Annotated in this window: 23 protein-coding genes and 1 pseudogene; 12 read left to right on the top strand and 12 right to left on the bottom strand. The window is 56.7% G+C overall.

What is annotated here, in order from left to right; all coding sequences use genetic code 11:
* Positions 1-2 precede the first annotated feature (2 nt).
* Together WM95_RS21310 and metC are read right to left on the bottom strand one after the other, a co-directional pair.
* Positions 3-203 (bottom strand): annotated as a pseudogene (locus WM95_RS21310) (DedA family protein); the annotation flags it as partial.
* A gap of 143 nt (positions 204-346) precedes the next feature.
* Positions 347-1,534, bottom strand: coding sequence for a cystathionine beta-lyase (metC, locus tag WM95_RS21305; RefSeq protein ID WP_063409624.1), 1,188 nt, complete (start codon positions 1,532-1,534; stop codon positions 347-349).
* A gap of 251 nt (positions 1,535-1,785) precedes the next feature.
* Here metC and exbB point away from each other — a divergent pair, with 251 nt between their 5' ends.
* The gene (exbB, locus tag WM95_RS21295) at positions 1,786-2,517 is read left to right on the top strand and encodes a tol-pal system-associated acyl-CoA thioesterase (protein ID WP_023309174.1); all 732 of its coding nucleotides are present in this window, start codon (positions 1,786-1,788) and stop codon (positions 2,515-2,517) included.
* A 4-nt stretch (positions 2,518-2,521) separates the two neighbouring features.
* Positions 2,522-2,947 carry a TonB system transport protein ExbD gene (exbD, locus tag WM95_RS21290; RefSeq protein WP_023309173.1) on the top strand — a complete coding sequence of 142 codons (426 nt, stop codon included), beginning with the start codon at positions 2,522-2,524 and terminating at the stop codon, positions 2,945-2,947.
* Between the two features lie 42 nt (positions 2,948-2,989).
* Here the strand turns inward: exbD and WM95_RS21285 are convergent, their stop codons facing one another.
* Together WM95_RS21285 and WM95_RS21280 are read right to left on the bottom strand one after the other, a co-directional pair.
* The gene (locus tag WM95_RS21285; protein WP_063409625.1) at positions 2,990-3,439 is read right to left on the bottom strand and encodes a hypothetical protein; all 450 of its coding nucleotides are present in this window, start codon (positions 3,437-3,439) and stop codon (positions 2,990-2,992) included.
* A gap of 1 nt (position 3,440) precedes the next feature.
* Complete coding sequence (locus WM95_RS21280; RefSeq protein ID WP_023309171.1) at positions 3,441-3,845, bottom strand: hypothetical protein; 405 nt, start codon at positions 3,843-3,845, stop codon at positions 3,441-3,443.
* 103 nt (positions 3,846-3,948) lie between these two features.
* Here WM95_RS21280 and WM95_RS21275 point away from each other — a divergent pair, with 103 nt between their 5' ends.
* Entirely contained in the window at positions 3,949-4,452 is a 504-nt protein-coding gene (locus WM95_RS21275; RefSeq protein ID WP_023309170.1) for an ESA_00282 family adhesion-associated protein, read from the top strand.
* 81 nt (positions 4,453-4,533) lie between these two features.
* A complete protein-coding gene (locus WM95_RS21270) occupies positions 4,534-5,022 on the top strand; it encodes a TIGR00645 family protein (protein WP_023309169.1) in 489 nt (162 codons plus the stop codon).
* 118 nt (positions 5,023-5,140) lie between these two features.
* Here the strand turns inward: WM95_RS21270 and WM95_RS21265 are convergent, their stop codons facing one another.
* Positions 5,141-6,181 carry an aldo/keto reductase gene (locus WM95_RS21265; RefSeq protein ID WP_045403973.1) on the bottom strand — a complete coding sequence of 347 codons (1,041 nt, stop codon included), beginning with the start codon at positions 6,179-6,181 and terminating at the stop codon, positions 5,141-5,143.
* Between the two features lie 230 nt (positions 6,182-6,411).
* Here WM95_RS21265 and WM95_RS21260 point away from each other — a divergent pair, with 230 nt between their 5' ends.
* The gene (locus tag WM95_RS21260; RefSeq protein WP_063409626.1) at positions 6,412-7,959 is read left to right on the top strand and encodes a methyl-accepting chemotaxis protein; all 1,548 of its coding nucleotides are present in this window, start codon (positions 6,412-6,414) and stop codon (positions 7,957-7,959) included.
* Positions 7,960-8,086: 127 nt separating this feature from the next.
* Complete coding sequence (locus WM95_RS21255; protein ID WP_023309166.1) at positions 8,087-8,341, top strand: hypothetical protein; 255 nt, start codon at positions 8,087-8,089, stop codon at positions 8,339-8,341.
* A gap of 98 nt (positions 8,342-8,439) precedes the next feature.
* Here WM95_RS21255 and WM95_RS21250 read toward each other — a convergent pair whose 3' ends face one another.
* The 3 genes from WM95_RS21250 to yghU all read right to left on the bottom strand — a co-directional run bounded on the left by WM95_RS21250 (position 8,440) and on the right by yghU (position 10,477).
* Positions 8,440-8,790, bottom strand: coding sequence for a helix-turn-helix domain-containing transcriptional regulator (locus tag WM95_RS21250; RefSeq protein WP_045356040.1), 351 nt, complete (start codon positions 8,788-8,790; stop codon positions 8,440-8,442).
* 327 nt (positions 8,791-9,117) lie between these two features.
* Positions 9,118-9,450, bottom strand: coding sequence for a hypothetical protein (locus WM95_RS21245; RefSeq protein WP_029740720.1), 333 nt, complete (start codon positions 9,448-9,450; stop codon positions 9,118-9,120).
* 160 nt (positions 9,451-9,610) lie between these two features.
* Positions 9,611-10,477, bottom strand: coding sequence for a glutathione-dependent disulfide-bond oxidoreductase (yghU, locus tag WM95_RS21240; RefSeq protein WP_047743766.1), 867 nt, complete (start codon positions 10,475-10,477; stop codon positions 9,611-9,613).
* A 245-nt stretch (positions 10,478-10,722) separates the two neighbouring features.
* Here yghU and WM95_RS21235 point away from each other — a divergent pair, with 245 nt between their 5' ends.
* From WM95_RS21235 to gss, 6 genes are all read left to right on the top strand, one after another.
* Positions 10,723-12,312: an ABC transporter substrate-binding protein gene (locus WM95_RS21235; protein WP_063409627.1), complete on the top strand. Its 1,590-nt coding sequence runs from the start codon at positions 10,723-10,725 to the stop codon at positions 12,310-12,312.
* A gap of 45 nt (positions 12,313-12,357) precedes the next feature.
* A complete protein-coding gene (locus tag WM95_RS21230) occupies positions 12,358-13,311 on the top strand; it encodes an ABC transporter permease (RefSeq protein WP_023309160.1) in 954 nt (317 codons plus the stop codon).
* A gap of 5 nt (positions 13,312-13,316) precedes the next feature.
* Positions 13,317-14,162 carry an ABC transporter permease gene (locus WM95_RS21225; RefSeq protein ID WP_029740724.1) on the top strand — a complete coding sequence of 282 codons (846 nt, stop codon included), beginning with the start codon at positions 13,317-13,319 and terminating at the stop codon, positions 14,160-14,162.
* Positions 14,155-15,159, top strand: a complete 1,005-nt coding sequence (locus tag WM95_RS21220; protein ID WP_088544977.1) for an ABC transporter ATP-binding protein — start codon at positions 14,155-14,157, stop codon at positions 15,157-15,159. The genes WM95_RS21225 and WM95_RS21220 overlap by 8 nt, the downstream gene beginning before the upstream one ends.
* A complete protein-coding gene (locus tag WM95_RS21215) occupies positions 15,152-16,129 on the top strand; it encodes an ABC transporter ATP-binding protein (protein WP_063409807.1) in 978 nt (325 codons plus the stop codon). The genes WM95_RS21220 and WM95_RS21215 overlap by 8 nt, the downstream gene beginning before the upstream one ends.
* Before the next feature lie 110 nt (positions 16,130-16,239).
* Positions 16,240-18,105 (top strand): bifunctional glutathionylspermidine amidase/synthase, encoded by a 1,866-nt coding sequence (gss, locus tag WM95_RS21210; protein WP_063409806.1) that lies wholly within the window; start codon positions 16,240-16,242, stop codon positions 18,103-18,105.
* 471 nt (positions 18,106-18,576) lie between these two features.
* On the opposite strand, the gene pgaD is transcribed toward gss, so the two are convergent.
* Genes pgaD through pgaA form a run of 4 tightly spaced genes read right to left on the bottom strand, consistent with a single transcriptional unit; the run spans position 18,577 to position 24,716 of the window.
* Entirely contained in the window at positions 18,577-19,011 is a 435-nt protein-coding gene (gene pgaD, locus WM95_RS21205) for a poly-beta-1,6-N-acetyl-D-glucosamine biosynthesis protein PgaD (protein WP_023309156.1), read from the bottom strand.
* Positions 19,011-20,339: a poly-beta-1,6-N-acetyl-D-glucosamine synthase gene (gene pgaC / locus WM95_RS21200; protein WP_023309155.1), complete on the bottom strand. Its 1,329-nt coding sequence runs from the start codon at positions 20,337-20,339 to the stop codon at positions 19,011-19,013. Before pgaC ends, pgaD begins: the two co-directional genes overlap by 1 nt.
* Positions 20,332-22,269 carry a poly-beta-1,6-N-acetyl-D-glucosamine N-deacetylase PgaB gene (gene pgaB, locus WM95_RS21195; RefSeq protein ID WP_063409805.1) on the bottom strand — a complete coding sequence of 646 codons (1,938 nt, stop codon included), beginning with the start codon at positions 22,267-22,269 and terminating at the stop codon, positions 20,332-20,334. The genes pgaC and pgaB overlap by 8 nt, the downstream gene beginning before the upstream one ends.
* 8 nt (positions 22,270-22,277) lie before the next feature.
* Entirely contained in the window at positions 22,278-24,716 is a 2,439-nt protein-coding gene (pgaA, locus tag WM95_RS21190) for a poly-beta-1,6 N-acetyl-D-glucosamine export porin PgaA (protein ID WP_063409804.1), read from the bottom strand.
* Between the last annotated feature and the right edge of the window lie 535 nt (positions 24,717-25,251).

The following is a 25,251-nucleotide window of genomic DNA, read 5'->3' as shown; positions in this document are numbered from 1 at the left end:
AAGTCCATGACGCCTTTCCCGATTAATGCCCCGGCAAGTAAAAGCAGGCTGTCACCGGGTAAAAACGAGGCTGGCAGTAATCCATTTTCCAGAAACAGTGTTGCGAACATCACGAGGTAAACGATACCGACGACGTGAGGATCCGCCAGCGCGGCAAAGTCGTGTTGCCAGAGCGCCGCGATAATATCTTGAATAACAGCCATGGACTTTCCTGTGGAACAGCAGATATAGCGCTATTGTACTCCCTTATTCGCCCGTCGGGTTTGATCCCGGGCGCAACTCATGCAGACTTTTCTCATTGCCGTGTCCACAAAAGCGTCCAGAAAGTACATTTTCAGCCAGCACTCTACACGATACGCTCGAACCCTGCTGCTAAATCGGCAATCAGATCGTCAACGTTTTCTAAACCGATATGCAGTCGAATCAGGGTACCGCTGAAGTCCACTTCACCGCCGGGACGCAGAGCCGCAACCTGTTCCGGCTGATTAGGCAGGATCAGGGATTCAAAACCGCCCCAGGAGTAGGCCATGCTGAAGAGGGTAAAATTATCCAGATAGCTCGCCAGCTCGTCGTTATTTAGCCGCTTTTTCAGTACGAACGAGAACAAACCGCTGCAGCCCGTAAAGTCACGCTGCCAAAATTCGTGGCCTTTACTGCCCGGTAGCGCGGGATGATTCACGCGCTCAACCTGCGGATGCTGCGCCAGCCATTCGGCCACCTTCAGGCTGCTTTCATGGTGCTGACGAAGGCGAACGCCCAGCGTGCGGAGTCCGCGGCTGGTCATGTAGGCCGTGTCTGCATCCACCATCTGGCCCATCAGGTAGGCATTTTCACGCAGCTGATCCCAGCAGCGCGCGTTGGAAACCGCGGTGCCAATCATGCCGTCAGAGTGGCCTATCAGGTATTTCGTCGCCGCCTGAATCGAGATATCAATGTCGAATTCCAGCGCTTTAAACAGCACGCCCGCCGCCCAGGTGTTGTCGATCATCACGATCGCCTCTGGGGCTTTGCTGCGCACGGCCTTCACGATAGCCGGCACGTCGTGAACTTCCATGGTGAGCGATCCCGGAGATTCCAGGAACACAATGCGCGTGTTTGGCTGAATAAGTTCGGCAATGCCTTCGCCAATCAGCGGGTCGAACCAGCCGGTCGTTACGCCGAGCTTGCTGAGGATTTTGGTACAGAAGTCCTGGCTGGGTTCATAGGCGGTGTTGGTCATCAGGATATGGTCGCCCTGTTCCACAAACGCCAGAATGGTGTTGGCGACCGCCGCCGCCCCGCACGGGAACAGCGCGCAGCCCGCGCCGCCTTCCAGCTCGCACATCGCCTCCTGCAGCGAAAAATGGGTTAGCGTGCCGCGACGGCCATAAAACAACCCGCCTTTCGCGCGGTTGCGCGTGGCAATTTTTTTCTCCTCAACGGTATCAAACACCAGCGAGGAGGCTCGTTGAATCACGCTGTTGACCGATCCCTGCGTATATTTTTTGCTGCGTCCTGCCTGTACCAGCGTGGTATCAAGATGCTTCTTTGTCATGTTCGCTAACCCTGTTTTTATACGTCTGGACGTCCAGACTACCACGATTGGAAAAAACTGCACCCCGAGGCTTATCGAATAAGCAGAAAATATTAGCAAAAATTCGCATAAGAAATTTTTACTGCGTAAGCGCAAGGAAAGTGAGCGAAAATTACGGCACCATGCAAATACTAATGAGAACTACTATCAATTCGGCGACGTTTTGATATTATTACGCTCAGATTTTGTGATTTGCGTCCTGGAGATACAGAGTGGGTAATAATTTGATGCAGACGGATCTCTCCGTTTGGGGCATGTATCAGCATGCTGACATCGTGGTTAAGATTGTGATGATCGGCCTGATTCTGGCGTCCGTTGTCACCTGGGCTATTTTCTTCAGCAAGAGCGCCGAGCTGCTTTCTCAGAAGCGCCGCCTTAAGCGGGAACAGCAGCAGCTGGCAGAAGCCCGCTCTCTGGATCAGGCTGCAGATATGACCTCATCCTTTCACGCGAAAAGCCTGACCACCCTGTTAGTGAATGAAGCACAGAACGAGCTGGAACTCTCCGCTGGCAGTGAAGATAACGAAGGCATCAAAGAACGTACCGGTTTCCGCCTGGAGCGTCGCGTTGCGGCCGTTGGCCGACACATGGGACGCGGCAATGGTTATCTGGCGACCATCGGCGCGATCTCACCGTTTATCGGTCTTTTCGGAACGGTCTGGGGCATCATGAACAGCTTTATCGGTATCGCGCAGACCCAAACCACCAACCTGGCGGTCGTGGCGCCGGGTATCGCAGAAGCGCTGTTGGCGACGGCAATCGGTCTGGTTGCCGCTATCCCGGCGGTGGTCATCTACAACATCTTCGCGCGTATGATTGGCAGCTACAAAGCCACGCTGGGTGACGTTGCCGCGCAGGTTCTGCTGCTGCAAAGCCGCGATCTCGACCTGAACGCCAGCTCGGTTAAGCCGGTGCACGCGGCGTCTAAACTGCGCGCAGGTTAAGAGTATGGCGATGCGTCTAAACGAAAATCTGGACGATAACGGCGAAATGCATGAAATCAACGTGACGCCGTTTATCGACGTCATGCTGGTTCTGCTGATTATCTTCATGGTGGCTGCGCCGCTGGCGACGGTCGATGTGAAGGTCAATCTGCCTGCCTCTTCCAGCCAGCCCCAGCCCCGCCCGGAGAAGCCTATCTACCTGTCGGTGAAGGCGGATAAATCCATGTTCCTCGGGAATGACCCGGTGACGGCCGACTCGGTCATCCCGGCGCTGGAGCAGCTTACGGGCGGTAAGAAAGACACCACGGTCTTCTTCCGTGCGGATAAAACCGTTGATTATGAAACCATGATGAAGGTAATGGACACGCTGCATCAGGCGGGTTACCTGAAGATTGGACTGGTCGGCGAAGAGAAAGCGGCCTCGAAGTGATAAAGAAGCTGGCGAAAGCCGGCTTTTTTTATGCCTGCCGGTTTATGCGTTTTTGCTATCCGTCGGTGCGGTAGAGGGGGTTGCCAGCGCGTCCTCATCAAGCGCAACGCAGGTGACGTTTGAGGTACGGTACTCACCGTCGGACAGCTTGCGCGTCAGACGCAGGGTGGCGATTTCTCTGGCAAGCAGATATTGATAATTGGCCTCAAGACGTCCCAGAAGCTTCTCTTTCAGTTCTGGCCGCTGCTCTATGATGACGTTCATCACGGCACCGTAAATTTCTTCTTTGACCTGTAGCGGATAAATTTCACGGCGATTCTGCCATTTCAGACGAACCAGCGTCGCCGGGATCGATACCAGGTCTTGCGTAATACGCGTCATCTCGTCATTTTTTGTGTTTCTCAGTGCGTCGAGATTTTGCTTTAAGATAAATTCATCACTTTTTTTATCTTCTAAAGTCAAATAAACGTCGTTGTTTTTAACTTCTTTCACGTTAATCTTCCCCCAGGCTATAAAAAATTGGGTTGTTTTTTTCGCGCGTAATTAAATTAAGCCAAATTTCATTGCCCGCTTCATTAATTTCTTCGGTTTTCTCGGCCATTATTTGACTTAGTTTCTGGGCATCTATTTCACCCTCGGCCTGCAGGTCATTCAGCAGGTGGACAAAGGCTTCAATTTTTATGGCGCGAAATAAGCGGTCTTTTATATGGCGATCGTGCTCTTCCAGCAACATATTTCGGGATTTGCCAGTTCGGGAAACACCAATTAATATATCGGGCTCGAAATCAGAGAGCTTTCTTTTCCCCTGAGTGAAACTGGCCTCTTTTTCTGCTTCCGTCGGTTGCTGTTCCACAGGCGTAATGTGGTACTTAGCCGGGACGAGATAGTCGGGCAGCATTTTTAATTTCCTTTATTTTCAACAGGGTGGGGTTGGTAAAGGCGTGAGATTCGTTGACAATATCATGAGGCAAATTTAAAATCAAAAAAAATGGAGCCTACCCATGAACAGCATCTTTTTTACGGTCATCACATTACTATTACTGACCGCTGGTGTGCTTTTATTGATGCAGGAGTTCAATAAAACGAAAGTGTCGAAAGACACCAGTGAACCCCCGCAACCTGAACTGATGACAAAAGAGGAAGGGGAAGACCATTTCTCTGTATTGATGAACTCCGTTACGCCTGTCTGGTACTGGCGGGTGAACCACGAATATATCGACTTTTTACACGCGACAATTAAGCGCATGAAAATGTCGGAAATTAATGACACGCCCGGACTGTTTGAGGCGCAGCGTCGCTGTAGCGATCTGAATTCAGCAGTCTATAAATATTATGACAATATTAAAAAGCGCTGCCTTAACGGCGAGAAGGTCTCTTATTCCGATCTGGATGTATTAAATTTGCGCCAGTGTTTTCGCGAGTTCAGTCTGGAAGCCTATCCTGAACTGGTGGCGCTTGTCTGGCCGGAGTACGCACGTCCCGAGGTTAACCCAGACAACGTCTGAGTGACGTACCGTTGAGTTATTGCAAACAGCCAGCGCCGTTGAGATATACTGGGCGCTGGTTTCTTTTGCAAACAGGACTTTATGGAACGCTTTTTTGAAAATGCCATGTACGCCTCTCGCTGGATACTGGCCCCCGTCTATTTTGGCCTCTCGCTGGCACTTATCGCGCTGACGATTAAGTTCTTTCAGGAAATCTGGCATGTTCTGCCGAACATTTTTTCTATTGCCGAAGCGGATTTGATTCTGGTTCTGCTGTCGCTGGTGGATATGACCCTGGTGGGCGGGCTGCTGGTGATGGTGATGTTCTCCGGCTACGAGAATTTTGTCTCCCAGCTCGATATCGACGAGCGTAAAGAGAAGCTCAGCTGGCTGGGCAAAATGGATGCTTCGTCGCTGAAGAATAAAGTGGCCGCGTCGATTGTGGCGATCTCCTCTATCCACCTGCTACGCGTGTTTATGGACGCGAAGAACGTGCCGGATAACAAACTGATGTGGTACGTCATCATCCACCTGACGTTTGTGCTGTCTGCGTTTGTGATGGGGTATCTGGATAAGATCAGTAAGAAGTAAAGTACATCTAATACCCCTCACCCCTCCCTCTCCCCAAAGGGGAGAGGGAGAAAAGCCGCACCGAGCAGTCCCCTCTCCCCTTTGGGGAGAGGGTGAGGGGGGAAGGCATCAGACCGCACTATTTATCCGACGACGCCTGCCACAGATTCAACTCCCCATCCGCAACATGCTGGTCAATCCGCTTGAGTTCGTCCTCCGTAAAGCGCAGGTTTTCCAGCGCCTGAACATTCTCTTCCAGCTGTTCCGGGCGGCTTGCGCCAATCAGCACGGACGTCACGCGCGTATCTTTCAGCAGCCAGCTTAGCGCCATCTGCGCCATCGTTTGTCCGCGCGCCTGCGCCATCTCATTCAGCAGGCGAAGGCTGTTCAGGTTGGCGTCGGTCAGCATCTTCTGCGTCAGGCCGCGCGCTTTATTCCCTTCGCGCTGCATGCGTGAACCTTCAGGAATACCGTTCAGGTATTTTCCGGTCAGCAGCCCCTGCGCCAGCGGGGTAAAGGCAATACACCCCGTACCGTTTGCTTCCAGCGCATCCAGCAGGCCGGTCTTATCGACCCAGCGGTTAAGCAGGTTATAGGACGGCTGGTGGATCAGCAGCGGGATCTTCCACTCGCGCAGCAGCTCGGCCATTTTCTGCGTGCGATCGGTCGAGTAGGAGGAAATGCCGACATACAGCGCTTTCCCACTCTGCACGGCGTGGGCCAGCGCGGAGGCCGTCTCTTCCATCGGCGTGTTTTCATCCACGCGGTGGGAGTAGAAAATATCCACGTAGTCGACGCCCAGACGCTGCAGGCTCTGGTCGAGGCTGGCGAGCAGATATTTGCGTGAACCGCCCGAACCGTACGGCCCCGGCCACATGTCGTAACCCGCCTTGGTGGAGATAATCAGCTCGTCGCGGTACGCGGCAAAGTCCTCACGCAGCAGGCGGCCGAAATTCTCCTCCGCGCTGCCCGGCGGCGGGCCATAGTTATTGGCGAGATCGAAATGGGTGATGCCGAGGTCGAAGGCTTTTCGCAGCAGCGCGCGCTGGGCGTCAAGAGGCTGGACGTGGCCGAAACTATGCCACAGTCCCAGCGACAGCGCGGGCAGGCGCAGGCCACTTTTACCGCAATAACGATATTGCATACTCTCATAGCGGCCAGGGTAAGGGTGCCAGGACATGATGTCTCCTTTCTTATTGATGAATTTTTCGAAACAACGTTTTCATCTGAACTTACCACATCGCAAATGACATCCCTAAGCTCGGGACTAATGATTAACGACTGCTGTGCGACCAGTGAAGCCACGCTAATTAAAAATGATCACAAAACGTTATAATTTCCCTTTTTCCTGCCGATAACGAGAGTAGTACTCGCCTCTGGGCGAACTCACCCTCACGGCAAGGAAGACTTATGAATATGCTCCGTAATTTCACGATCCGTTTCGTCATGCTGACGATTCTCGGGATCTTTTGTTTAATTTGGGCAGGCGTTGGGTTGTACAGCACCTGGTCCCTTTCTCGCGTATCAGATGGCAATGAAGTCGACCGCCAGCTGGTTAAACAGATGACGGTACTCAGCCAGGGTAACGATCAATATTTCCGCTTTGTGACCCGTCTGAGCCGCGCAATGGAAGTCAAAGCCGCAGGCGGCACGCCGGATCTGTCCTCTGCCCAACAGGCGCTGGATAACATGGGCAAGAAACTGGCCGAGATGAAAGCGATCTCCCCAGGCCCGATGGATGAGCAGATCTCTTCCCGGGTGATCGGCTCCTGGCAGGCGCTGCTCGAACAGGGCGTAACGCCGCAAATGCAGCAGGCGAAGCAGGGGGCTCTGGAGGGGTATCGCCAGCAGGCCAACAACGTCACGCCGCCGCTGAGCCGCGCGTTCGGCGCGGCCGCTGAGGAGTTCAACAATGCCGCCGCGAAGTCGCTCGACAGCACCCGCGTGGTGGTGGACGGTCTGACAAGCATGACCCGCACGGTGATTATCGTCGCCACGATTATCGGCCTGCTGATCCTGCTCTTCACCGACCGTTACCTGGTGGCGATGCTGGTCAAACCGCTGGCTCGCATTCGCCAGCAGTTCCGCCAGATTGCCCAGGGCGATCTCAGCCAGCCCATTGAGCCGTTTGGCCGCAACTGCGTGGGGCAGCTGGTGCCGCTGCTGAGCGCTATGCAGGACAGCCTGCGCGAAGCGGTCAGCACGATTCGCTCCGGCAGTGAAAACATCTGGCGCGGCGCGACGGAAATCTCCAGCGGTAACAACGACCTCTCTTCCCGTACCGAAGAGCAGGCGGCTGCGCTGGAAGAGACGGCAGCCAGCATGGAACAGCTGACCGCCACGGTGAAACTGAACGCGGAAAGCGCGCGTCAGGCGAGCCAGCTGGCCGATGTGGCCTCAACAACCGCCAGCCGCGGCGGCTCGCTGGTGGAAGAGGTGGTGACCACCATGAGCGGTATTTCGGAAAGCTCGAAGAAAATTGCTGAAATCACCAACGTGATCAACAGCATTGCCTTCCAGACCAATATTCTGGCACTCAATGCGGCGGTTGAAGCGGCGCGCGCGGGTGAACAGGGGCGTGGTTTCGCGGTGGTGGCAGGCGAAGTGCGCAACCTGGCAAGCCGCAGCGCCAACGCGGCCAAAGAGATTGAAGGGCTGATTACCGATTCCGTTTCCCGCGTAGAGCAGGGGGCACAGCTGGTGAGCGACACCGGCACCACCATGGATGCGATTTTGCGCGACGTGACGGAAGTGACAACCATCATGAAGCAAATCGCTTCCGCATCTGAGGAGCAAAGCAAGGGCATTTCGCAGGTCGGGATTGCCATTACCCAGATGGACGGCGTTACCCAGCAAAACGCCTCGCTGGTTGAAGAGGTTTCTGCCGCGGCGGCGGCGCTGGAGCGCCAGACCGAAGATCTTCAGCGCTCTGTGCAGAAGTTCCGCCTGACGGCATAACGCAGCGTATAAGGCCGCCTTGTGCGGCCTTGTATTATTAACGCCTTCCCCATTCAGCCCCTTCTGAAACTGCTATTCTTTTGCTAACCCCACTGACGTTCTGGGCTCTCTTCTTCGAGGTGTTGCTATGAACAGATCGTTATCTGTCATTCCTGTCCTTTCTTGCATTCTTCTGATGCTGTTCTCGGTTTCTGCCAGTGCGACCCAGCAGGCGCAGGAGCGGCGCGTGGCGCGTGATGTCAGGCAGGAAACCCGCGACGCGTCGCGGCAGGTGAAGCAGACCTGCGTGGCGAACAATAACCAGAGCAATCACGACTGCCGTCAGGACAAGCGTCAGATGAAACAGTCCGGAAGACAAAAAGCGCGGGACATTAAGTATTAATGCAACAGGTGAGGCGGCATGCAGGCATGTCTCTTACCGCCATTTCCAGTAGTGTTTCAGTATGACGATCGTCATTGATGCTTCGCCCGGCTAGAACTTTAGGGCGTATTTTGACGTGCGTCCCACGCTGGTGCGTTTAACCCTGCAGCTGCAATTCGGGAAATCGGATATCCCGTTGCGGATGCCACTTCCGCAATACGCTTAAATGAAGGGTTACCGTTTGGTGAAAGTGATTTATAGAGTGATTCGCGAGAAATGCCTGCACGTTTAGCAATGACGGTCATCCCGCCAGAGGCTTCAATCACATGTCGTAAAGCCAGCATGAACGCCTCATAGCCTCCGGGCTCGTCAATTTCAATAAAAGCCTGATGAAGATATACGGGCGCGAAATCCGGAGAATCTTTCAGGAGCTGTACCATTGCGTCATCATGGAGTACTGATTTAGCCATTCCGATTTCCTCTTATATCCTGCGCTTGTAGTTGTTGAGATACTCAACGGCCCTGTCAATATCTGCATTTTGCTCAGATATGAATCAAAAGGGTCGTACCCGTCTGCTGTGATGTAGTGTTTGACCTTAGCCATTATTGTAGCCTGTAGTTTACGATAAGCAACTGCATTGTAATCTTCAGGCTACGACAGGCAACTGTTCACAGGGTTGTGGCAGTGGGGAAGATGTGATTTCTGAAAGCGGATCGCAAAAATGTGAGACCTTGTGCGGAGGGATTACTGCATAACAACGAGGCCGGGCTCGCAGAGCGCTGCCCGGCTGTATTTATCAGTGCGTCGCTTCACCAATCAGCGCGCCCGTGCCCGCACCAACGGCTGCACCTTTCAGCACGCTCTTGCCGGTAACCGCTGCGGCACCTGCGCCTACGGCAGCCCCTACCGCGCCGCCCTTACGCGCGGCTTTACCTTTGCCGCCATTTTTGAACATGGCACCGGTGCCTGCGCCCACGACGGCGCCGCCAACGGTCGATTTGAGATCTTTGCCCGTGGCCGCACCAATGGCCGCGCCTGCTACCGCGCCGGCGGCAGTTTTGTCGATAGCCATTCCCGAGGTGGAAAAAATGAGGGCGCTGATAACCAGCGTTGTTTTAATAAGTTTCATAACAGATCCTTTGTGACTGCTGTCGGTTGAGACGTCATTTCTCACTCTCAGACGCGAGAAAAACGTCCAGATAGTGCCAGCAATACCGGCTCAACCTTTAAGCTAATCATGCCCTGGGCAGGGATCTCAGTTGCCGGGCGGGGATCCGCCCGGCGGAACATTACGCCTGACGCTTATCTTCCGTATTGGTATCGAAATCGCTCGCCGCGTGGCGCTCGTGGAGCTGCTCGTTCAGCTCGCCGCTGGTGCGGTTAACGATGCGGCCGCGCTTCACGGCATGGCGGTTCGCCACATCTTTTGCCCAGCGCTGGACGTTGGTGTACTTCCCGGCGTCGAGGAACTCGGCGGCGTTATAGACGCTGCCCAGCGCCACGCAGCCGAACCACGGCCAGATGGCGATATCCGCGATGGTGTACTCCTCACCCGCCACGTAGCGGCCGCGCGCCAGCTGTTTATCCAGCACGTCGAACAGGCGTTTGGCTTCCATGGTGAAGCGGTCAATCGCGTACTCAATTTTAACCGGCGCGTAGTTGTAGAAGTGGCCGAAGCCGCCGCCGAGGAACGGCGCCGCACCCTGCAGCCAGAACAGCCAGTTCAGGGTCTCGGTGCGTCCCGCCGGATCTTTCGGCAGGAAGTGACCGAATTTCTCTGCCAGATAAAGCAGGATATTGCCGGACTCAAATACGCGCGTTGGCGGGTTCGTGGAGTGGTCACGAAGCGCCGGAATTTTCGAGTTCGGGTTCACCTCAACAAACCCGCTGGAGAACTGATCGCCCTCGCCGATGCGGATCAACCATGCGTCATACTCCGCGCCCGTCACGCCCAGCGCCAGCAGCTCTTCGAGCATGATCGTCACTTTCTGGCCGTTCGGGGTCCCGAGAGAGTAAAGCTGCAGCGGGTGGGAGCCCACGGGCAGATCTTTCTCATGGGTCGCGCCGGAAATCGGGCGGTTAATATTGGCGAACGCGCCGCCGCCGTTCTTTTTCCATTCCCACACTTTTGGTGGCTGATACGTGTTGTCTGACATGTTGGCCTGCCTTTTGAGTGATGTGTTGAGGCAGTGTAGCAGGAGATTTGTGAAGCGTTTAACGTTGCGAGCGCAATCAATTAACCGCTATTCCTTCCGGCGCTTATATATATCAAATCCGGCATAAGCTTAATCGAAAATCGCATTTTCATAATTAATGCGTAAACCGATAAAGCTGAATATGATGCTTCAACATAAATAAAAAATGCAGTAATAAACACTTTATAAGGCAAGGAGTTAGTGAGATGCGCAAGCTTCTGTTATCGGCAGTGGTGGTTTCGCTCGCGTTAGGCCTGGCGGGCTGTGATGATGCGAAAAATAAAGAGACAAATACGCCCTCAGCGGCAAAAAACGACGCGCCAAAAGAGGGCGGTTCGCTAATTATTGGAATTACCTCCGGCGACCCGTTAGCCGTTAATCCGCTCTATGCCAGTGACCGTACGACGTTAACGATCATGCAGGCGCTCTATGCCCCGCTGTACAGCTTTAATAACGGCAACATTGAGTGGGGCCTGGCGGAAAGCCTGACGCCTTCCGCCGACAACCTGAGCTATACCCTGACGTTAAAACCCAACCTGAAATGGCAGGACGGCCAGCCGCTGACGGCGGACGACGTGGTCTTCACCTTCAACAAGCTGCTGGATGCTAAACAGCACAGCTTCTTCCGCAGCATGTTCACCTACGGCGACAAGCCGGTACACGTGAGCAAGGTGGATGAGCGCACCGTTAAGTTCACCCTACCGCAGGTCAGCGCGGCCTTTACCGGCACCCTGGTACAGATCTACCCGATTCCGCAGCACGTGTTCGCCGGTGAAGGCGACCTTGAAAAGAGCAGCAAAAACGATGCGCCGGTAGGCTCAGGGCCGTTCAAATTCAAAGAGTATCGCGCCGGGCAGTATTACGCCCTGACCCGTTTTGACGGTTACTGGAACGGCAAAGCGAAGCTTGATTCGGTCACCTACCGTTTCGCCAAAGACAGCAACGCCGCTAACCTTGCGCTGCAAAACGGGGAAATCAACCTCAAGATGGTTGACCCGCAGGATGTGAACCGCCTGAAAAATACCGGTAAGTTTGACTTCGTGGTCTATCCGGAAGGCCGTCTGGCCTATATGACGTTCAACCAGAACGTGCCGGTGATGAAGAGCAAAGCGCTGCGCCAGGCCATCGCGTATGCCATCAACAAAGACGAGCTCACTCAGACCGCGTTTACCTCGCTGGACTACGCTAAACCGGCGACCTCGTTCCTGACGCCAGATACGCTTTACAAGACGGATGACGTCGAGCAGTACAAGTTCGATCTGCAAAAAGCCAAAGACCTGCTGAAGACATCCGGCGCGCCGGACAACCTCAAGCTGCGCCTGGCGTATGTGAACACCAACAAAACCCAGGAGAGCATGGCGCTCTACATTCAGCAGGCGCTGAAGGGCATTGGGGTGAACGTGGAGCTGATGCCGCTGGACTCCAACGCCATGTCTCAGCGCAGCCTCGATATGAACAACACCGCGTGGGAGCTAAACCTGGGCGGCTACATCATGGGCTCCGAGCCAGACGGTTACAAATCGCTGTTCATGAGCAACGAAGCCTATAACTACGCGCACTACAAAAATCCGCAGTTTGATGCCCTGTGGGATAAAGGCGCAGTGGAAACCGACGCCGCGAAACGGGCCGATATCTATAAGCAAATTCAGCAGACCGTGGCGAACGACATGACGTACTACCCGATCGCCTACACCAATGCGACCGTCGCGGTGGACAAGCGTTTTGGCGGCACCGAGGAAGCGGAGCCGAAACCGGTCTATCTGTTCCAGGATCTGTCAAAAATCTATCAGAAATAAGTGATTGCCCCGCCCGTCAGGTCGGGGCTTTTGAAAGGGCACGTCGTGAACACACTCCTCACGCGTCGGCTGCTGCAGCTGCTGCCGATGCTGTTTTTTATTTCACTGGTGGCGTTTCTGCTGGTCAAGCTCGCGCCCGGCGATCCGGTGGCGGCGTACATTACGCCGCGTATGGCCCCGGAAGACATCGAGCGTATTCGCCAGAGCCTGGGGCTGGATAAGCCGCTGGTCACGCAGTACGTCCTGTGGCTGAAAAACGTCCTGCAGGGCGATCTCGGCTATTCGCTGATTTATCATCGCCCGGTGCTGGAGATGATCGGCGAACGTATTCCGGCCACGCTGGGGCTGATGGGCGCGTCGCTGCTGATGGCGATCGTGCTGGCGATCCCGCTGGGGCTGCTGGCGGGGGCATTTAAGCACCGCTGGCTGGATCATCTGCTCAATTTATTCGCCTATATCGGCATTTCTGTTCCGATATTCTGGTTCGGCATCCTGCTCATCACCGTTTTTTCCGTGCAGCTTAACTGGTTCCCTAGCATGGGAATGCGCACCATCGGCATGGAGGATAACGGGCTGGATCTGCTGCGTCACGGCGTGCTGCCGTGTATTGCCCTCACGTTCTACAACCTCTCCAGCTACGTGCGCTACATCCGCTCCAACACCATCTCGCAGCTCTCGGCCGACTACGTGCAAACCCAGCTTGCCTACGGCGCGACGCGCTCCAGTATTCTGTTTCGGCACGTGCTGAAAAACGTGCTGCTGCCGGTGATTACCCTGTTCGGCCTGTCGTTCGGAGAGCTGATTGTGGGGGCCTATGTGACGGAAAGCGTCTTCTCCTGGCCGGGTATGGGGCTGCTCGGGATCCAGTCGATCGCCTCGCTGGATTACCCCCTGATTATGGCGATCATCATGCTCTCGTCGATGATGCTGATCGTCGGAAACCTGATCGCCGACGTGCTTTATCGCTTCGCCGATCCCCGCATTCGTACGCTGAGGTAACCCGGATGAGCAGACGCTGGCAGCAGGTTCGTCACCAGCTGCGCCGCAACCGTCCGGCGCAGTTCTCTCTGTTTGTGCTTTTTATTTTCGTTGTCGCCGCGCTCTGTGCGGGCTTAAGCCCGTACGATCCGGATCGGATGGCGCTCGGCGCGCGCACGTTGCCGCCGGATGCCGCGCACTGGTTTGGCACCGACGAATACGGCCGCGACTACTTCACCCGCGCGCTGTATGGCGGCCAGATCTCCCTGATGGTCGGTTTTCTCGCCATGCTCTTTTCCACGCTTATCGGCACGGTGGTGGGAACGGTGAGCGGCTATTTTGGCGGCTGGCTGGATAACCTGATGATGCGCGCCGTGGATATCCTGATGGCCATTCCGGCCTTCTTCCTGCTGCTGGTAGTGAATGCTTACCTCAAGCCGGGCGTGGATAACATCATTCTGATTATCAGCCTGCTGACGTGGATGAACATGTCGCGTCTGGTGCGTGCTGAAACCCTGTCGGTGAAAGAGCGCGAGTACGTGCTTTATGCCCGCGCGTCGGGAGAGCATCCGCTGCGCATTATCGCGCGCCACATCATTCCCGGCGTGCTGCCGACCATTATCGTGGCGGCCACGCTCAATATCGCCTCGGCCATTCTGATGGAGTCAACGCTCAGCTTCTTAGGGCTGGGCGTGCAGGCGCCCGCGGCGTCGTGGGGAAGCATGCTTAACAACGCCCAGTCTTATATTGGCGAAGCGTCGTGGCTGGCGATGTTCCCCGGCATTCTGATCCTGCTGACGGTGTTCAGCTTTAACGTGCTGGGCGATGTGTTCCGTACCGCCTTTGAGCCGGGAGCGAATCGCGATGAGTAACTTATTAGCGCTTGAGAACCTGCAAACCACGTTCCGCACCCGCGAGGGCGAGGTTCATGCGGTGCGCGGCGTGAGCTTTCAGGTTAAGCCGGGGGAAGTTGTCGGCATCGTCGGTGAATCGGGCTGCGGGAAAAGCGTCACCTGCAAGTCGATTATCCAGCTTCTGGGGAGCAACGGACGGATAACCGGCGGCAGCATCCGCTTCCAGAATGAGGATCTGGCGCAGAAAACGCCCGCGCAGATGCGCGCCATTCGCGGCAACGAGATCGCGATGATTTTTCAGGATCCGATGACCGCCCTGAACCCGGTGCTGACCATCGGCAAGCAGATGACTGAGATCCTGATGCGCAACAAAGGGTTGACCAAAAAAGCGGCCAAAGCGGCGGCCATCGCCATGCTGGAAAAGGTGGGCATTGCCGGGGCGGAACGGCGATACGACCAGTATCCTCACGAGTTCAGCGGCGGCATGCGCCAGCGGGTAATGATCGCCATTGCGCTCTCCTGCAACCCGAAGCTTCTTATTGCCGATGAACCGACCACCGCGCTGGACGTCACCATTCAGGCGCAGATCCTTCGCCTGCTGAAAAGTCTGCAACAGCAGACCCGGACCGCGATTTTGCTGATCACCCATGATCTCGGCGTGGTGGCGCAGGTCTGCAGCCGCGTGGTGGTGATGTACGGCGGGCTGGTGATGGAGGAGGGCAGCGTGGAGGACATTTTTTATCGCCCTGCGCATCCTTACACCCAGGGGCTGCTGGCCTCGCTGCCGCGCCCGGATGAGGTGAATCAGCGTTTATCGCCCATTGAAGGTTCGCCGCCTGGCCTGCTTAACCCGCCGCCGGGGTGTCCGTTTGCGGAACGCTGCCCGAAGCGCATGCCCCAGTGTGAACGACAGCCTGCATTTTACGCCGCCGGAGAGGGCCATCGCGCCGCCTGCTGGCTATGGGCCGACAAGGAGGCTGGCTATGGGCCGACAAGGAGATTCAGGCATGAATGAACAACAGGCGCCATTAGTGAGCGTGCGCGAGCTGCGCAAACACTATCCGCTCAACGGCGGTTTGCTGCGTAAAGGCGCGGCCGTGAAGGCGGTTGACGGCGTGAGCTTTGATATCCAGCCTGGCGAGACGTTTGGCCTGGTGGGGGAGTCCGGCTGCGGAAAATCCACCCTCGGGCGCGCCATCCTGCGCCTGTTCGATATCACCTCAGGCGAGATCCACTTCGCCGGGCAGGCGATTGCCCACGCCCGCGAAAAAGAACTCAAGCCGCTGCGTAAGCGGATGCAGGCGATTTTTCAGGATCCTTACTCCTCGCTCAACCCCGGCATGACGGTGCGACAGCTGGTGGCCGAACCGATGCAGATCCACGGCTACAGCCGCGAAGAACAGCGGGAACGGACGGAAACGCTGCTCTACAGGGTGGGGCTGAAGCACGAGCACCTTGAACGGTTCCCGCATGAGTTCAGCGGCGGGCAGCGTCAGCGCATCAGTATTGCCCGCGCGTTGTCCGTGCATCCTGAATTTGTGCTGTGCGATGAGCCGCTCTCGGCGCTGGACGTCTCGGTGCAGGCGCAGGTGGTGAATATTCTGCAGGATCTGCAGCAGGAGCTGGGGCTAACCTATCTGTTCATCGCCCACGATCTCTCCATGGTGCGGCATATCTCCAGCCGCATTGGGGTGATGTATCTTGGCAAACTGGTGGAGGTGGCCCCGGCGAATGAACTGTATCAGCGTCCGGCGCACCCTTACACCCGCGCGCTGCTGGCGGCGGTTCCCCAGCCCGATCCGCGCATCCGCAACCTCGAAGACGCCACCCTGCGCGGCGACGTTCCAGGCCCCACGTCCGCGCTGCCGGGCTGTAAGTTCTGCAGCCGCTGCCCGCACGTCATGCCGGTGTGCCAGACGCAGGAGCCTGCCATGCAGGAGATCGCGCCAGGGCATTTTGCGGCGTGCTGGCTGTTTAACATGTAGTTAATGCGCCGCGCAGGTGTATGATAAATGTCCCTCTGTCAGGTTAATTACAACGTGCAGACGACGACAACCCATAAAAAATTGCCGCCTGCCTGTTTTAGGTTGGATACATGCGTAAAGGAAAGTTAAGCAGTGATGCGCCATTCGGGACATTGTTAGGCTATGCGCCCGGTGGCGTGGCGATTTACTCTTCAAATTACGGCAGTCTGGACCCGCGCAGCTACCCGCAGGACGCGGATTTTCGCAGCTATATCGGCAACGAATACATGGGCCACAAGTGGCAGTGCGTTGAGTTTGCCCGCCGTTTCCTGTTTCTCAACTATGGCTTTGTGTTTACCGACGTCGGCATGGCGTGGGAAATCTTCTCCCTGCGCTTTTTGCGTCAGGTGGTGAACGATAACATTCTGCCCCTTCAGGCCTTTGCCAATGGTTCGAAACGCGCGCCGCGCGCCGGAGCGCTGCTGATCTGGCAAAAGGGCGGCGAGTTTCACGAGACCGGCCACGTGGCGGTGATCACCCAGCTTCTCGACGATAGGGTGCGTATTGCGGAGCAGAACGTGATTCACTCCCCGCTGCCGCTCGGGCAGCAGTGGACGCGCGAACTGCGTCTGAGCGTGGAGAACGGATGTTACACGATCCATGACACCTTCAACGACACGGAGATCCTCGGCTGGATGATCCAGACCGACGACGCGGAACACAGCATTCCCCAGCCGGAAATCGACGGCGAACTGCTGAAAATCAGCGGCGCGCGGCTGAAAAACAAGCGTCAGTTCGACGGAAAATGGCTTAACGAAAATGACGCGCTGCAGCAGGCGTATATTCGCGCTAACGGCCATGTGATCAACAAAGATCCCTGCCAGTACTTCACCATTACCGAAAGCGCCGAGCAGGAGCTGATCAAGGCCACCAACGAACTGCACCTGATGTACCTGCACGCGACGGACAAGGTGCTGAAAGACGACAGCCTGCTGGCGCTTTTCGATATCCCGAAAATCCTCTGGCCTCGCCTGCGCCTCTCCTGGCAGTGGCGTCGCCACCATATGATCACCGGTCGTATGGATTTCTGCATGGATGAGCGCGGCATTAAGGTTTACGAGTACAACGCTGACTCCGCCTCCTGCCATACCGAGGGCGGGCTGATTCTCGAAGAGTGGGTGAAAAACGGCTATCGCGGCAACGGGCATAACCCGGCGGAAGGGCTGCTGGAAGAGCTGACCGGGGCGTGGAAGCACAGCCACGCGCTGCCGTTCGTCCACATCATGCAGGACAACGATGTCGAAGAGGACTATCACGCGCTCTTTATTCAGCGTTCGCTGATGCAGGCCGGGTTCGAGACCAAAATCCTGCACGGGCTGGAGGCGCTCAGCTGGGATGCCGCCGGACAGCTGATCGACGACGAAGGCCGCCACGTCAACTGCGTGTGGAAAACCTGGGCGTGGGAAACGGCGATTGAGCAGATCCGCGAGGTGAGCGAAACCGAATATGCCGCCGTGCCGATCCGCACCGGGCATCCCGAGGGCGAGGTGCGCCTGATTGACGTCCTGCTGCGCCCGGAGGTGCTGGTCTTCGAACCGCTGTGGACCGTGATTCCCGGCAACAAGGCGATTCTCCCGGTTCTGTGGCAGCTGTTCCCGAACCACCGTTACCTGCTCGACACCGATTTTGAGGTTAACGAGCTGCTGAAGCAGACCGGCTATGCCGTCAAGCCGATTGCTGGCCGCTGCGGCAGCAATATCGATCTCATCAGCGCCCAGGACGAGCTGCTGGATAAATCCAGCGGCAAGTTTGTTGACCGCAAGAACATCTACCAGCAGCTGTGGTGCCTGCCGAATGTCGACGGTAAGTACATACAGGTCTGCACCTTCACCGTGGGCGGGAACTACGGCGGCACCTGTCTGCGCGGCGATGACTCGCTGGTGGTGAAGAAAGAGAGCGATATCGAGCCGCTGATTGTGGTGAAGGACTCGCTATAAAAATCCCCCCGCAGGGCTGAGGATTGCCTACAAAATAATGCCTGCACGGACTGCCCCCTCTCCCTTGAGGGAGAGGGCTGGGGTGAGGGGGAACATACGGCTCTGGTGGTCATTCCGTTCACTTTATGTTCCTGGCTACTCTTTAACGACATGGCCTGTGAACGTGCCAGGGTGGCTCAGTCGCCACCACCCTGGCGACCCGGGCTCCCGGCGGTAAATCGCCGCTTCGCGGTGCCCTCGGCTTATTCCTTCCGGCTTGTCGGGTACGGGCGGAGGTAACGTTCCTGTAAAGCCCGCCCTCTCGGCGCATCCCTGCGCCTCGCCCCGGCCGGAAGGCAAACGCCTCAGCGATTTACAGCCGGACCAGGGCATCGCTGAAAGCCTTTAGTCGTTCTGAAACAAGGTTATTGCTTCTGCTTAAAAAATACGGTGGATCCCTCAGCCCGCAGGGTCTCCTGCGGGGGCTTTACGTTACTGCTCTTCCTCTTCCTGCTGCTCGCTGATCTTCAGATCGATGATGCGGCCAATCTGATCGTGATACACCGTCAGCAGGTTGTACTGGCTCATCTCGGAGATAATCTGCGGTGAAACATTAAAGCTGCGGGCCAGCTCCTCCTGGTGAAAATAGCCTGGCTGACGCCGCCTCACATGGGCGCGGCGGCGGTTGTACTGATACCACAAAATCAGCAGCCAGCCGTTGAGCGCGGCGAACAGCAGGTAGAGCAACACCGTATTAAAGGACGCGATAATCACGCTCCAGCGGTGGTCGCTCTCATCGGTTAGCTGCATCCACAGCCGGGCATACAGGAAAAACAGAAATCCTCCCCATGCCACCAGCGTCAGCGCGGCATCGAAAAGACGCGGCAAGAGCCGATGCTCGGTCAAAATTAAGGTATTTTCGTTCATTAAATGCTCCCTTTTCCCCGGTCCGGACTGATCCAGCGCGCGCGGGCGCGCTGGCGTTTAAGCATGACTTTTGGAAATGCGACGAGGGTGGTGAACAGGCCAATCATCCAGTACACCATCGGGAACCAGATCACCCAGAAAAGCGAGCTGGCCACTTTTCGTTCATAGCGCCGCTCGATGTACAAGCTGACCAGGAACTGCAGCAGGCACATCACGCCCAGCAGCAGCCCGGTAAACTCCGGTGGAAAAAGGCTCTCCACGGTCAGCCTGGCGGGAACAGGCGCGACATGGCTGAGGAGGAACAGCAGCACCGTCATCGCATACGCGAAGGCCCACAGCGTTGACAGGGCGTACTCCAGAAACAGTGGCCACATGCGGTGATGCTCCCAGCGCACAATCCTGCGCAGGTTGACCAGAAACACCTCCGCGCCCCCCTGGGCCCAGCGCAGGCGCTGTTTCCACAGGCCCCTCAGCGTCTCCGGCATCAGGATCCAGCACAGCGCCCGCGGCTCAAAAAAGATATCCCAGTGGCGCAGCTGTAGCTTCCAGCTGATGTCGATGTCTTCGGTGATCATGTCCGGGCTCCAGTACCCGACGTCTGCCAGCGCCTGTCGGCGAAATGCGGCGATGACGCCGGAGACGGTAAAGACCCGGCCATAGATCCGCTGCGTCCGCTTGATGAGCCCAATAATGGAAGAGAACTCGCCCACCTGAATGCGGCCAATCAGCGTGGAGCGCGTGCGAATGCGCGGATTGCCGGTAACCGCCCCGACATGGGGGTACTGAATCAGCGGGGCCACCAGATACGCGGCCGTATCGCGATCGAGCAGGGCGTCGCCGTCAATGCAGACCAGCAGATCGCCCCGCGCCGCCGCGGCTCCGGCCTTGAGCGCCAGCGCTTTCCCCTGGTTTTCCGCGAGGTTAATCACCCGCAGACGCGGCTGTTCCTGCGCCAGCTCCTGCAGCACCTGCGCGGTGTTGTCAGAAGATCCGTCGTTGATGGCAATAACTTCTATATTTTCATACCGCTGATCCAGCGCGGCGCTAATGGTCTCCCGGGCATTTCGTCCCTCGTTGAAGCAGGGGATAAGAATGGAGATGAGCGGCTCACCCGCGAGCGTCGGGGCGGGCGTGTCTTTATCCCACGACCAGTGGCGTTCAAGCTGATACCAGAAATAGAGGCCGCCGGTTATCCAGAGCACCGACATAAACAGCGGCCAGAAGAACACAAAATCCAGAATCAGTTCGCCGGTAAAGAGGGCGGCCACGCCTAACGGCAACCCGAATACCAGACATAAAATAGAGAAGGCGATAATGCGATCAGTCATTGTCAGGGTACCAGTACGAAGAAAATTCAGGCCTGATGCGCGAGATATCAGGTTGGTTGTTGAGGAAGTCGTCGGGGTAGTAACCGTAGTTTTTGACGCCGTTCAGCTGGAGCACGCGCATCCACTGCGCAAGCTGGCTATCGGCAACGGCGCGCTGCGGTTTCTGGTCCCAGTCCCTGGCCTGCAGCTCGAAAATCGTTTTATCGAGCGCGCCGGGGCGTGCGGCGACCGCTTTAACCAGACGCGTCAGCCAGGCATCGCTCTCGTCTGCCGGGACGGACTCCATCAGCGGCATGGCCATCGGCACCGTCCAGTCATACTCCGCCAGAAAATCATCAAGATTCTGCGCGAACCACGCTTCGCTTTCGGGCTGCAGAATGGGTAAGGCGAACATATTGCGCGCGGTTTTTATCTGCGGGCCACGGATATGCTTCACCGCCAGGCTCAGGGCGTGGGTAAACCCGATAAGCGTCTGGCTTTTCTGACGTGTGGTGTTCTGACCGGCATCGTCCACGTCCGTCAGCGCCGCATCGTCATGGAACAAAATCCCGTTGAAGCTGGCATAGCGGGCCAGATCTTCATAGATGTCCGTCACCTGCTGGCGCACCTGCGGGTCCCACGGGGAGAGCCGGATATAGGGCTCGGTGGCTTCGCGCAGCTCGCCGGTTTGACGATCCCGACGCTGCACGCGCGGCAGGGAAGGATCGAGATCGAACGAGAGCACCGGCATCCACGCGAAGACTTTCACGCCCGCGCGGGTTTGCAGCTGCCAGGAGACAAAATTAAAAAGATCTGCCCGGACCGGCAGACGACGGTTGGGGAAATAGAGCGCCTTGATCCTGCCGTCGCCCTGCGGGTCGGCAAACGCCTGCAGGAAAACATGGCTGATCTTCATGTCATAGACCCGCTGGATCAGCCTGTTGATGTTTTGGGTCTGCTGGGCAGGATCGGGATCGTAAACGTAGTCGAGATCGACGTGCATGACGCGCACGGGATCGCGCTCCTGAACCTGGCTGACCGTGCTGGCAAACGCCTTGAGCGAGGGATTCCCGGCGATCAGCAGGCGGGGGATATTGCCCAGATCCTGCACGTTCCCCAGCCCGTCCTCAAGGGTGAAGGCCAGCCGGTAACCCTGCTGTCTGGCGATAGCGAGCGACGTACCGCTGGCGGCGCCGTAGGGCCAGACCCAGGCGCGCGGCGCTTTGCCCGTCACCTGCGTGATTTTTTCAGTCACTTTACGAACGTCATCGCCGATCCGCTGGCTGAACTGCTGGTCGGTTTCATAGCGGCCCGTCGCTTTGTCATAAAAGCGATTGGCGATCGCCGGCTCGCGGCTGCCCTGCGGGTTGGCCGGAATACCGTAATGCGAGGCCCAGGTGTGCGATCCGATCTCAATCAGCGGGGACCGGCTGAGCTCGCGCACCATGTCCCACGTCGCGAAGCGATCCCGGGGCGTCATCAGGCCGCCGAAGTTAACTTTTTGATTTGCCGGCGTATCCACCCAGCTGCCCACCGGCGCCCACAGCGCAGGAACGTTCCACGCCTGAAGCAGCGGCCAGACGCGGGTGTAAAAGCTGCTGTAGCCGTCGTCAAAGCTGAGCAGAACGGCTTTTGGCGGCAGCGTTTTTTTCCCGTCATGCGCGTCAAGAATGTCCTGCACGCTGATGGCGTGGTAGCCGTTGTGCAGAAGCCAGCTTATTTGCTCGTTTAACGCGCTGGTGCGAACGGAGAGATAGCGCTGATCGGCGGCATCGTCTTCAACGTCGTGGTAGGCCAGGACCAGAAACTGGTTCTCCGGCCAGGGTTTACTCGCCTCCAGCTGCGGCCGATCTTTGGGCGCAATGAACGAGATCGCCTGCGCGCAGACGCTCGCGCTGAGGCAGAGCCAGCCGAGGAGTATCAGGCTCACGGAAAAACGTGTGTTCAGCATATTCATCCTTAAAAGCGTAAAGTCGCGTCAAACGTGACGGAGAGATTGCTCTCGCGTTTGCCGTCGTAAGGGCGTTTATCCCAGTTCAGCATCACGCCGGTATCAATGACGTTGTTCCACTGGACGCGCTGTCCGTAACCCAGCAGGGCGATGGCGCCAGCGGACTGATTTTTCTGCCAGTAGCTGCCGCCTCCCGCCACAAACTGCTGGCTCCAGAGGGTGTCGTAATGGCGGACCATCTCATGGTCAACGGACAGGGCAGCCGTCACGGACAGATCCCGCGCCGGGTTGTAGTAGAGCGTGTCGCGCAGGCTGTTTTTACTGGCGGCGATCCCCGGTTCGAGATCCAGCGTCAGGGAAGGGGTCTGCCAGAGACGCTCCTTGCCCGTGAGGGTGTATTCCTGGCGACGGTTATGGTCGGCGAAGCGGCTGAGGGCGGCGCTGAACTGGTACTCACGCCGCTCGTTTTGATACCAGCGCACTCCGCCTTCACCCCGGTTGGCGCTAATTCCGTTGCGTAACGCCCGAAGGGGCGTGGTGCGCGACAGGCGTTCCAGGCTGCCGCTGACCTGCCAGCTATCGGTCACAAAGTATGTTGTTGCGAGGCGAGCGCCCGGCTTGTTTTCGCCGTGATAGCGGTTGCTGGAAAGCTCGGCTTCGAGCTGGAGGTCGCGTGGCCGCCATTCGACGCCGCCCAAAAGGTGACGGCTGGTGCCTTTGCCCTCATCGAAATTACTCTGCGCGTAGCGGGTGCCTGCAAACAGCCGCCAGCTGTCCGCTACGGGTGGGCCATAGAGCGTGGCGTCCCAGCTCAGGTCGTGTGTCCCGCTGACGGGGCTATCGGAGTGCAAACCCTTGCTCGCGTTGAGGCGCAGTTCGGACATGTGGTGGACCGTTCTGAGCCTGTCGAGACGCCTGGCGCTGCGGTCGGCGGGCGCGCGAGCCAGCACGTCGTCGGCCAGTAAATCCATCTGTCGCCACTCCTGCAGATCCATCGCGACGTAAGCCTGCTGTTGCTCTAGCTCTGTGTTGGACGGCTCCAGCGCCTCCGCTTTTTTCAGCTTTTGCTCGGCCGCGCGCGGCAGGCCCCGCGCCTGAAGCAGGGTGGCGTAGTCAATCTGTAATCCCTGATTGCCCGGCGCCGTTGTCGCCAGACGGTGCGCCAGCTTTTCGGCTTCCGGCAGGGCATTCGTCGCCAGCAAATAGTTAAAGCGGAGCGACTGTCCGGTAAGCCATCGATCGTTCGGCTGAGGGGTTGGGGAGCCGAAATCGTAGCGGGTCCACGGGACGTTGCGGGTCTGGCGCTCTACGTACTGGCGGGCGGACTGATACTGTCCCGTATCCAGCCAGGCGTAGAAAAGCGCGTGCTCCTCGTCCTGCGGGTCGGAAGCGTATTGCGGATAGCGTTGCAGAAGCGAGAAGGCGGCGGCAGCGTTTTGCTCCTGCAGATACGCGGAGATGACCCAGCCGATTGCCCAGCCCGGCACCGGATGCTGGGCTGCCGTAAGATCCTGATATTCGCTAATCACCCGTGGGTAATCAGCATGGGCGTACAGCGCGCCAAGCCTGTCGATACGAGCAAGGACGACGTCTTCCGCCGCCTGCGGCTCTTTTTGCCAGCGAGCAAGCAGAGCGTCGTAACGATTCAGCGTGGATTGCGCAAGCTGCAGGCGCTCCTTTTCTGTTCTGCCAGGCACATCGGCAAGGCGAACCCGTTCTGCAGCGGCATTACGCTCAAGACGACGACGCTCCGCGGGAGACAGCGTCACGCTTTGTGAAAGCTGGAGCGCGGGAGTGTTCACCCGGCTATCCGTTAGCGCGTCGATCAGCTCGCTGAGGAGCGCTTTATTCTCAGGTGCGACATTCAGCGCGCGGGTGTCTGCCAGCAGCCGATCCCAGCTTTTTTCCTGGCGTAACCAGACATACGAGAGCGTCTGGAGATGCGCCTGAGAGGGATTTTCCGCTACCAGCCGTCGGGCTTCCTGCAGGGCAAGCGTATCCATGCGGGCATCGGCCAGGGTTTTAATATAGCCGATACGATAATCATCGTTATCCGGCGCAAGGCTATGCGCCTCTTTCCAGAGCGCCAGGGCCGGCTGCCACGCTTTTTGATTTCGCCTGGACTGCGCGACGGCAGCAACGCCGCGGGCGGGCAGCGGCATATAAATGCCGTAACGCTGCCAGACCTGAATAACCTCGTTATCATGACCCGCCCAGGCTGCAACCTGTAACCAGTCCGCAACTTGTTCAGGCGTCAGGGCATGCTGCTGCTGATAACGCTGAAGATAATCGAGAAACGGCGTGTAATTACCGTTACGCGCCTGTTGAATCTGTTGCTCATAAACGGATTCAGTCGCCTGAGCCAGAACAGGAAAGAGGAATAACAGAAACAATAATGTTGGGGTGCGATAAAAGAATAACGTATTGAAGCGAAGTGAACTTTCCATATCTATTTGCCATTTGTTTATCATGAATCCATTGCATAACACGGCCGCCTTTAAACTCAGGGTTAAAGGCCATAAATGAGAACATTAAATCTGAATGCAGTGATGTTACGGGGTACTTACCTAAAGGTAATTATGGATCCTTATCTTAGTGGACTGGGTGAAAGCTAATGTACACCTGATATGTTGCCGGATAAATATGTTGAAAAGCCGGTGTGTCGTTTTGAGATAATTCTGGATTGAGCGCTTTGTGACGTTTTTATTGAATTAGGTGTTTATTTTTAACTCATTGAAATTACTGTGTTTTATTTTTATTGTGACAGCTTTGTATATATTTTTAATGGGGTTTGCCTGCCTCAGTTAAAGTACTTTCTGGTGCATGTTTGGGAAGTTTCATGACAAAAACTCTTAATGTTTAGAGAAGTGACTTTTCTGCGATTGTTTTTTATTTATAATTAATGGCAGCCATTGAATGATAGTCTACAGGAAGTCTTACTCATCAATGTCTGTATTGAGGGATGTCCAAAGCCAGAATACA

This window comes from Enterobacter cloacae complex sp. ECNIH7 (assembly GCF_002208095.1).
GTDB classification, from domain to species: domain Bacteria; phylum Pseudomonadota; class Gammaproteobacteria; order Enterobacterales; family Enterobacteriaceae; genus Enterobacter; species Enterobacter cloacae_M.
Note: the sequence above shows the minus strand (reverse complement) of the source record. Positions and strands in the feature narration are given on the sequence as shown.

Excerpts from the sequence above, each read along its gene's own strand:
- metC (WP_063409624.1), bottom strand. The coding sequence starts at position 1,534 with ATGACAAAGAAGCATCTTGATACCACGCTGGTACAGGCAGGACGCAGC.
- exbD (WP_023309173.1), top strand. The coding sequence starts at position 2,522 with ATGGCGATGCGTCTAAACGAAAATCTGGACGATAACGGCGAAATGCAT.
- WM95_RS21280 (WP_023309171.1), bottom strand. The coding sequence starts at position 3,845 with ATGCTGCCCGACTATCTCGTCCCGGCTAAGTACCACATTACGCCTGTG.
- WM95_RS21275 (WP_023309170.1), top strand. The coding sequence starts at position 3,949 with ATGAACAGCATCTTTTTTACGGTCATCACATTACTATTACTGACCGCT.
- WM95_RS21270 (WP_023309169.1), top strand. The coding sequence starts at position 4,534 with ATGGAACGCTTTTTTGAAAATGCCATGTACGCCTCTCGCTGGATACTG.
- WM95_RS21265 (WP_045403973.1), bottom strand. The coding sequence starts at position 6,181 with ATGTCCTGGCACCCTTACCCTGGCCGCTATGAGAGTATGCAATATCGT.
- WM95_RS21260 (WP_063409626.1), top strand. The coding sequence starts at position 6,412 with ATGAATATGCTCCGTAATTTCACGATCCGTTTCGTCATGCTGACGATT.
- WM95_RS21255 (WP_023309166.1), top strand. The coding sequence starts at position 8,087 with ATGAACAGATCGTTATCTGTCATTCCTGTCCTTTCTTGCATTCTTCTG.
- WM95_RS21250 (WP_045356040.1), bottom strand. The coding sequence starts at position 8,790 with ATGGCTAAATCAGTACTCCATGATGACGCAATGGTACAGCTCCTGAAA.
- WM95_RS21245 (WP_029740720.1), bottom strand. The coding sequence starts at position 9,450 with ATGAAACTTATTAAAACAACGCTGGTTATCAGCGCCCTCATTTTTTCC.
- yghU (WP_047743766.1), bottom strand. The coding sequence starts at position 10,477 with ATGTCAGACAACACGTATCAGCCACCAAAAGTGTGGGAATGGAAAAAG.
- WM95_RS21235 (WP_063409627.1), top strand. The coding sequence starts at position 10,723 with ATGCGCAAGCTTCTGTTATCGGCAGTGGTGGTTTCGCTCGCGTTAGGC.
- WM95_RS21225 (WP_029740724.1), top strand. The coding sequence starts at position 13,317 with ATGAGCAGACGCTGGCAGCAGGTTCGTCACCAGCTGCGCCGCAACCGT.
- WM95_RS21220 (WP_088544977.1), top strand. The coding sequence starts at position 14,155 with ATGAGTAACTTATTAGCGCTTGAGAACCTGCAAACCACGTTCCGCACC.
- WM95_RS21215 (WP_063409807.1), top strand. The coding sequence starts at position 15,152 with ATGAATGAACAACAGGCGCCATTAGTGAGCGTGCGCGAGCTGCGCAAA.
- gss (WP_063409806.1), top strand. The coding sequence starts at position 16,240 with ATGCGTAAAGGAAAGTTAAGCAGTGATGCGCCATTCGGGACATTGTTA.
- pgaD (WP_023309156.1), bottom strand. The coding sequence starts at position 19,011 with ATGAACGAAAATACCTTAATTTTGACCGAGCATCGGCTCTTGCCGCGT.
- pgaC (WP_023309155.1), bottom strand. The coding sequence starts at position 20,339 with ATGACTGATCGCATTATCGCCTTCTCTATTTTATGTCTGGTATTCGGG.
- pgaB (WP_063409805.1), bottom strand. The coding sequence starts at position 22,269 with ATGCTGAACACACGTTTTTCCGTGAGCCTGATACTCCTCGGCTGGCTC.
- pgaA (WP_063409804.1), bottom strand. The coding sequence starts at position 24,716 with ATGGAAAGTTCACTTCGCTTCAATACGTTATTCTTTTATCGCACCCCA.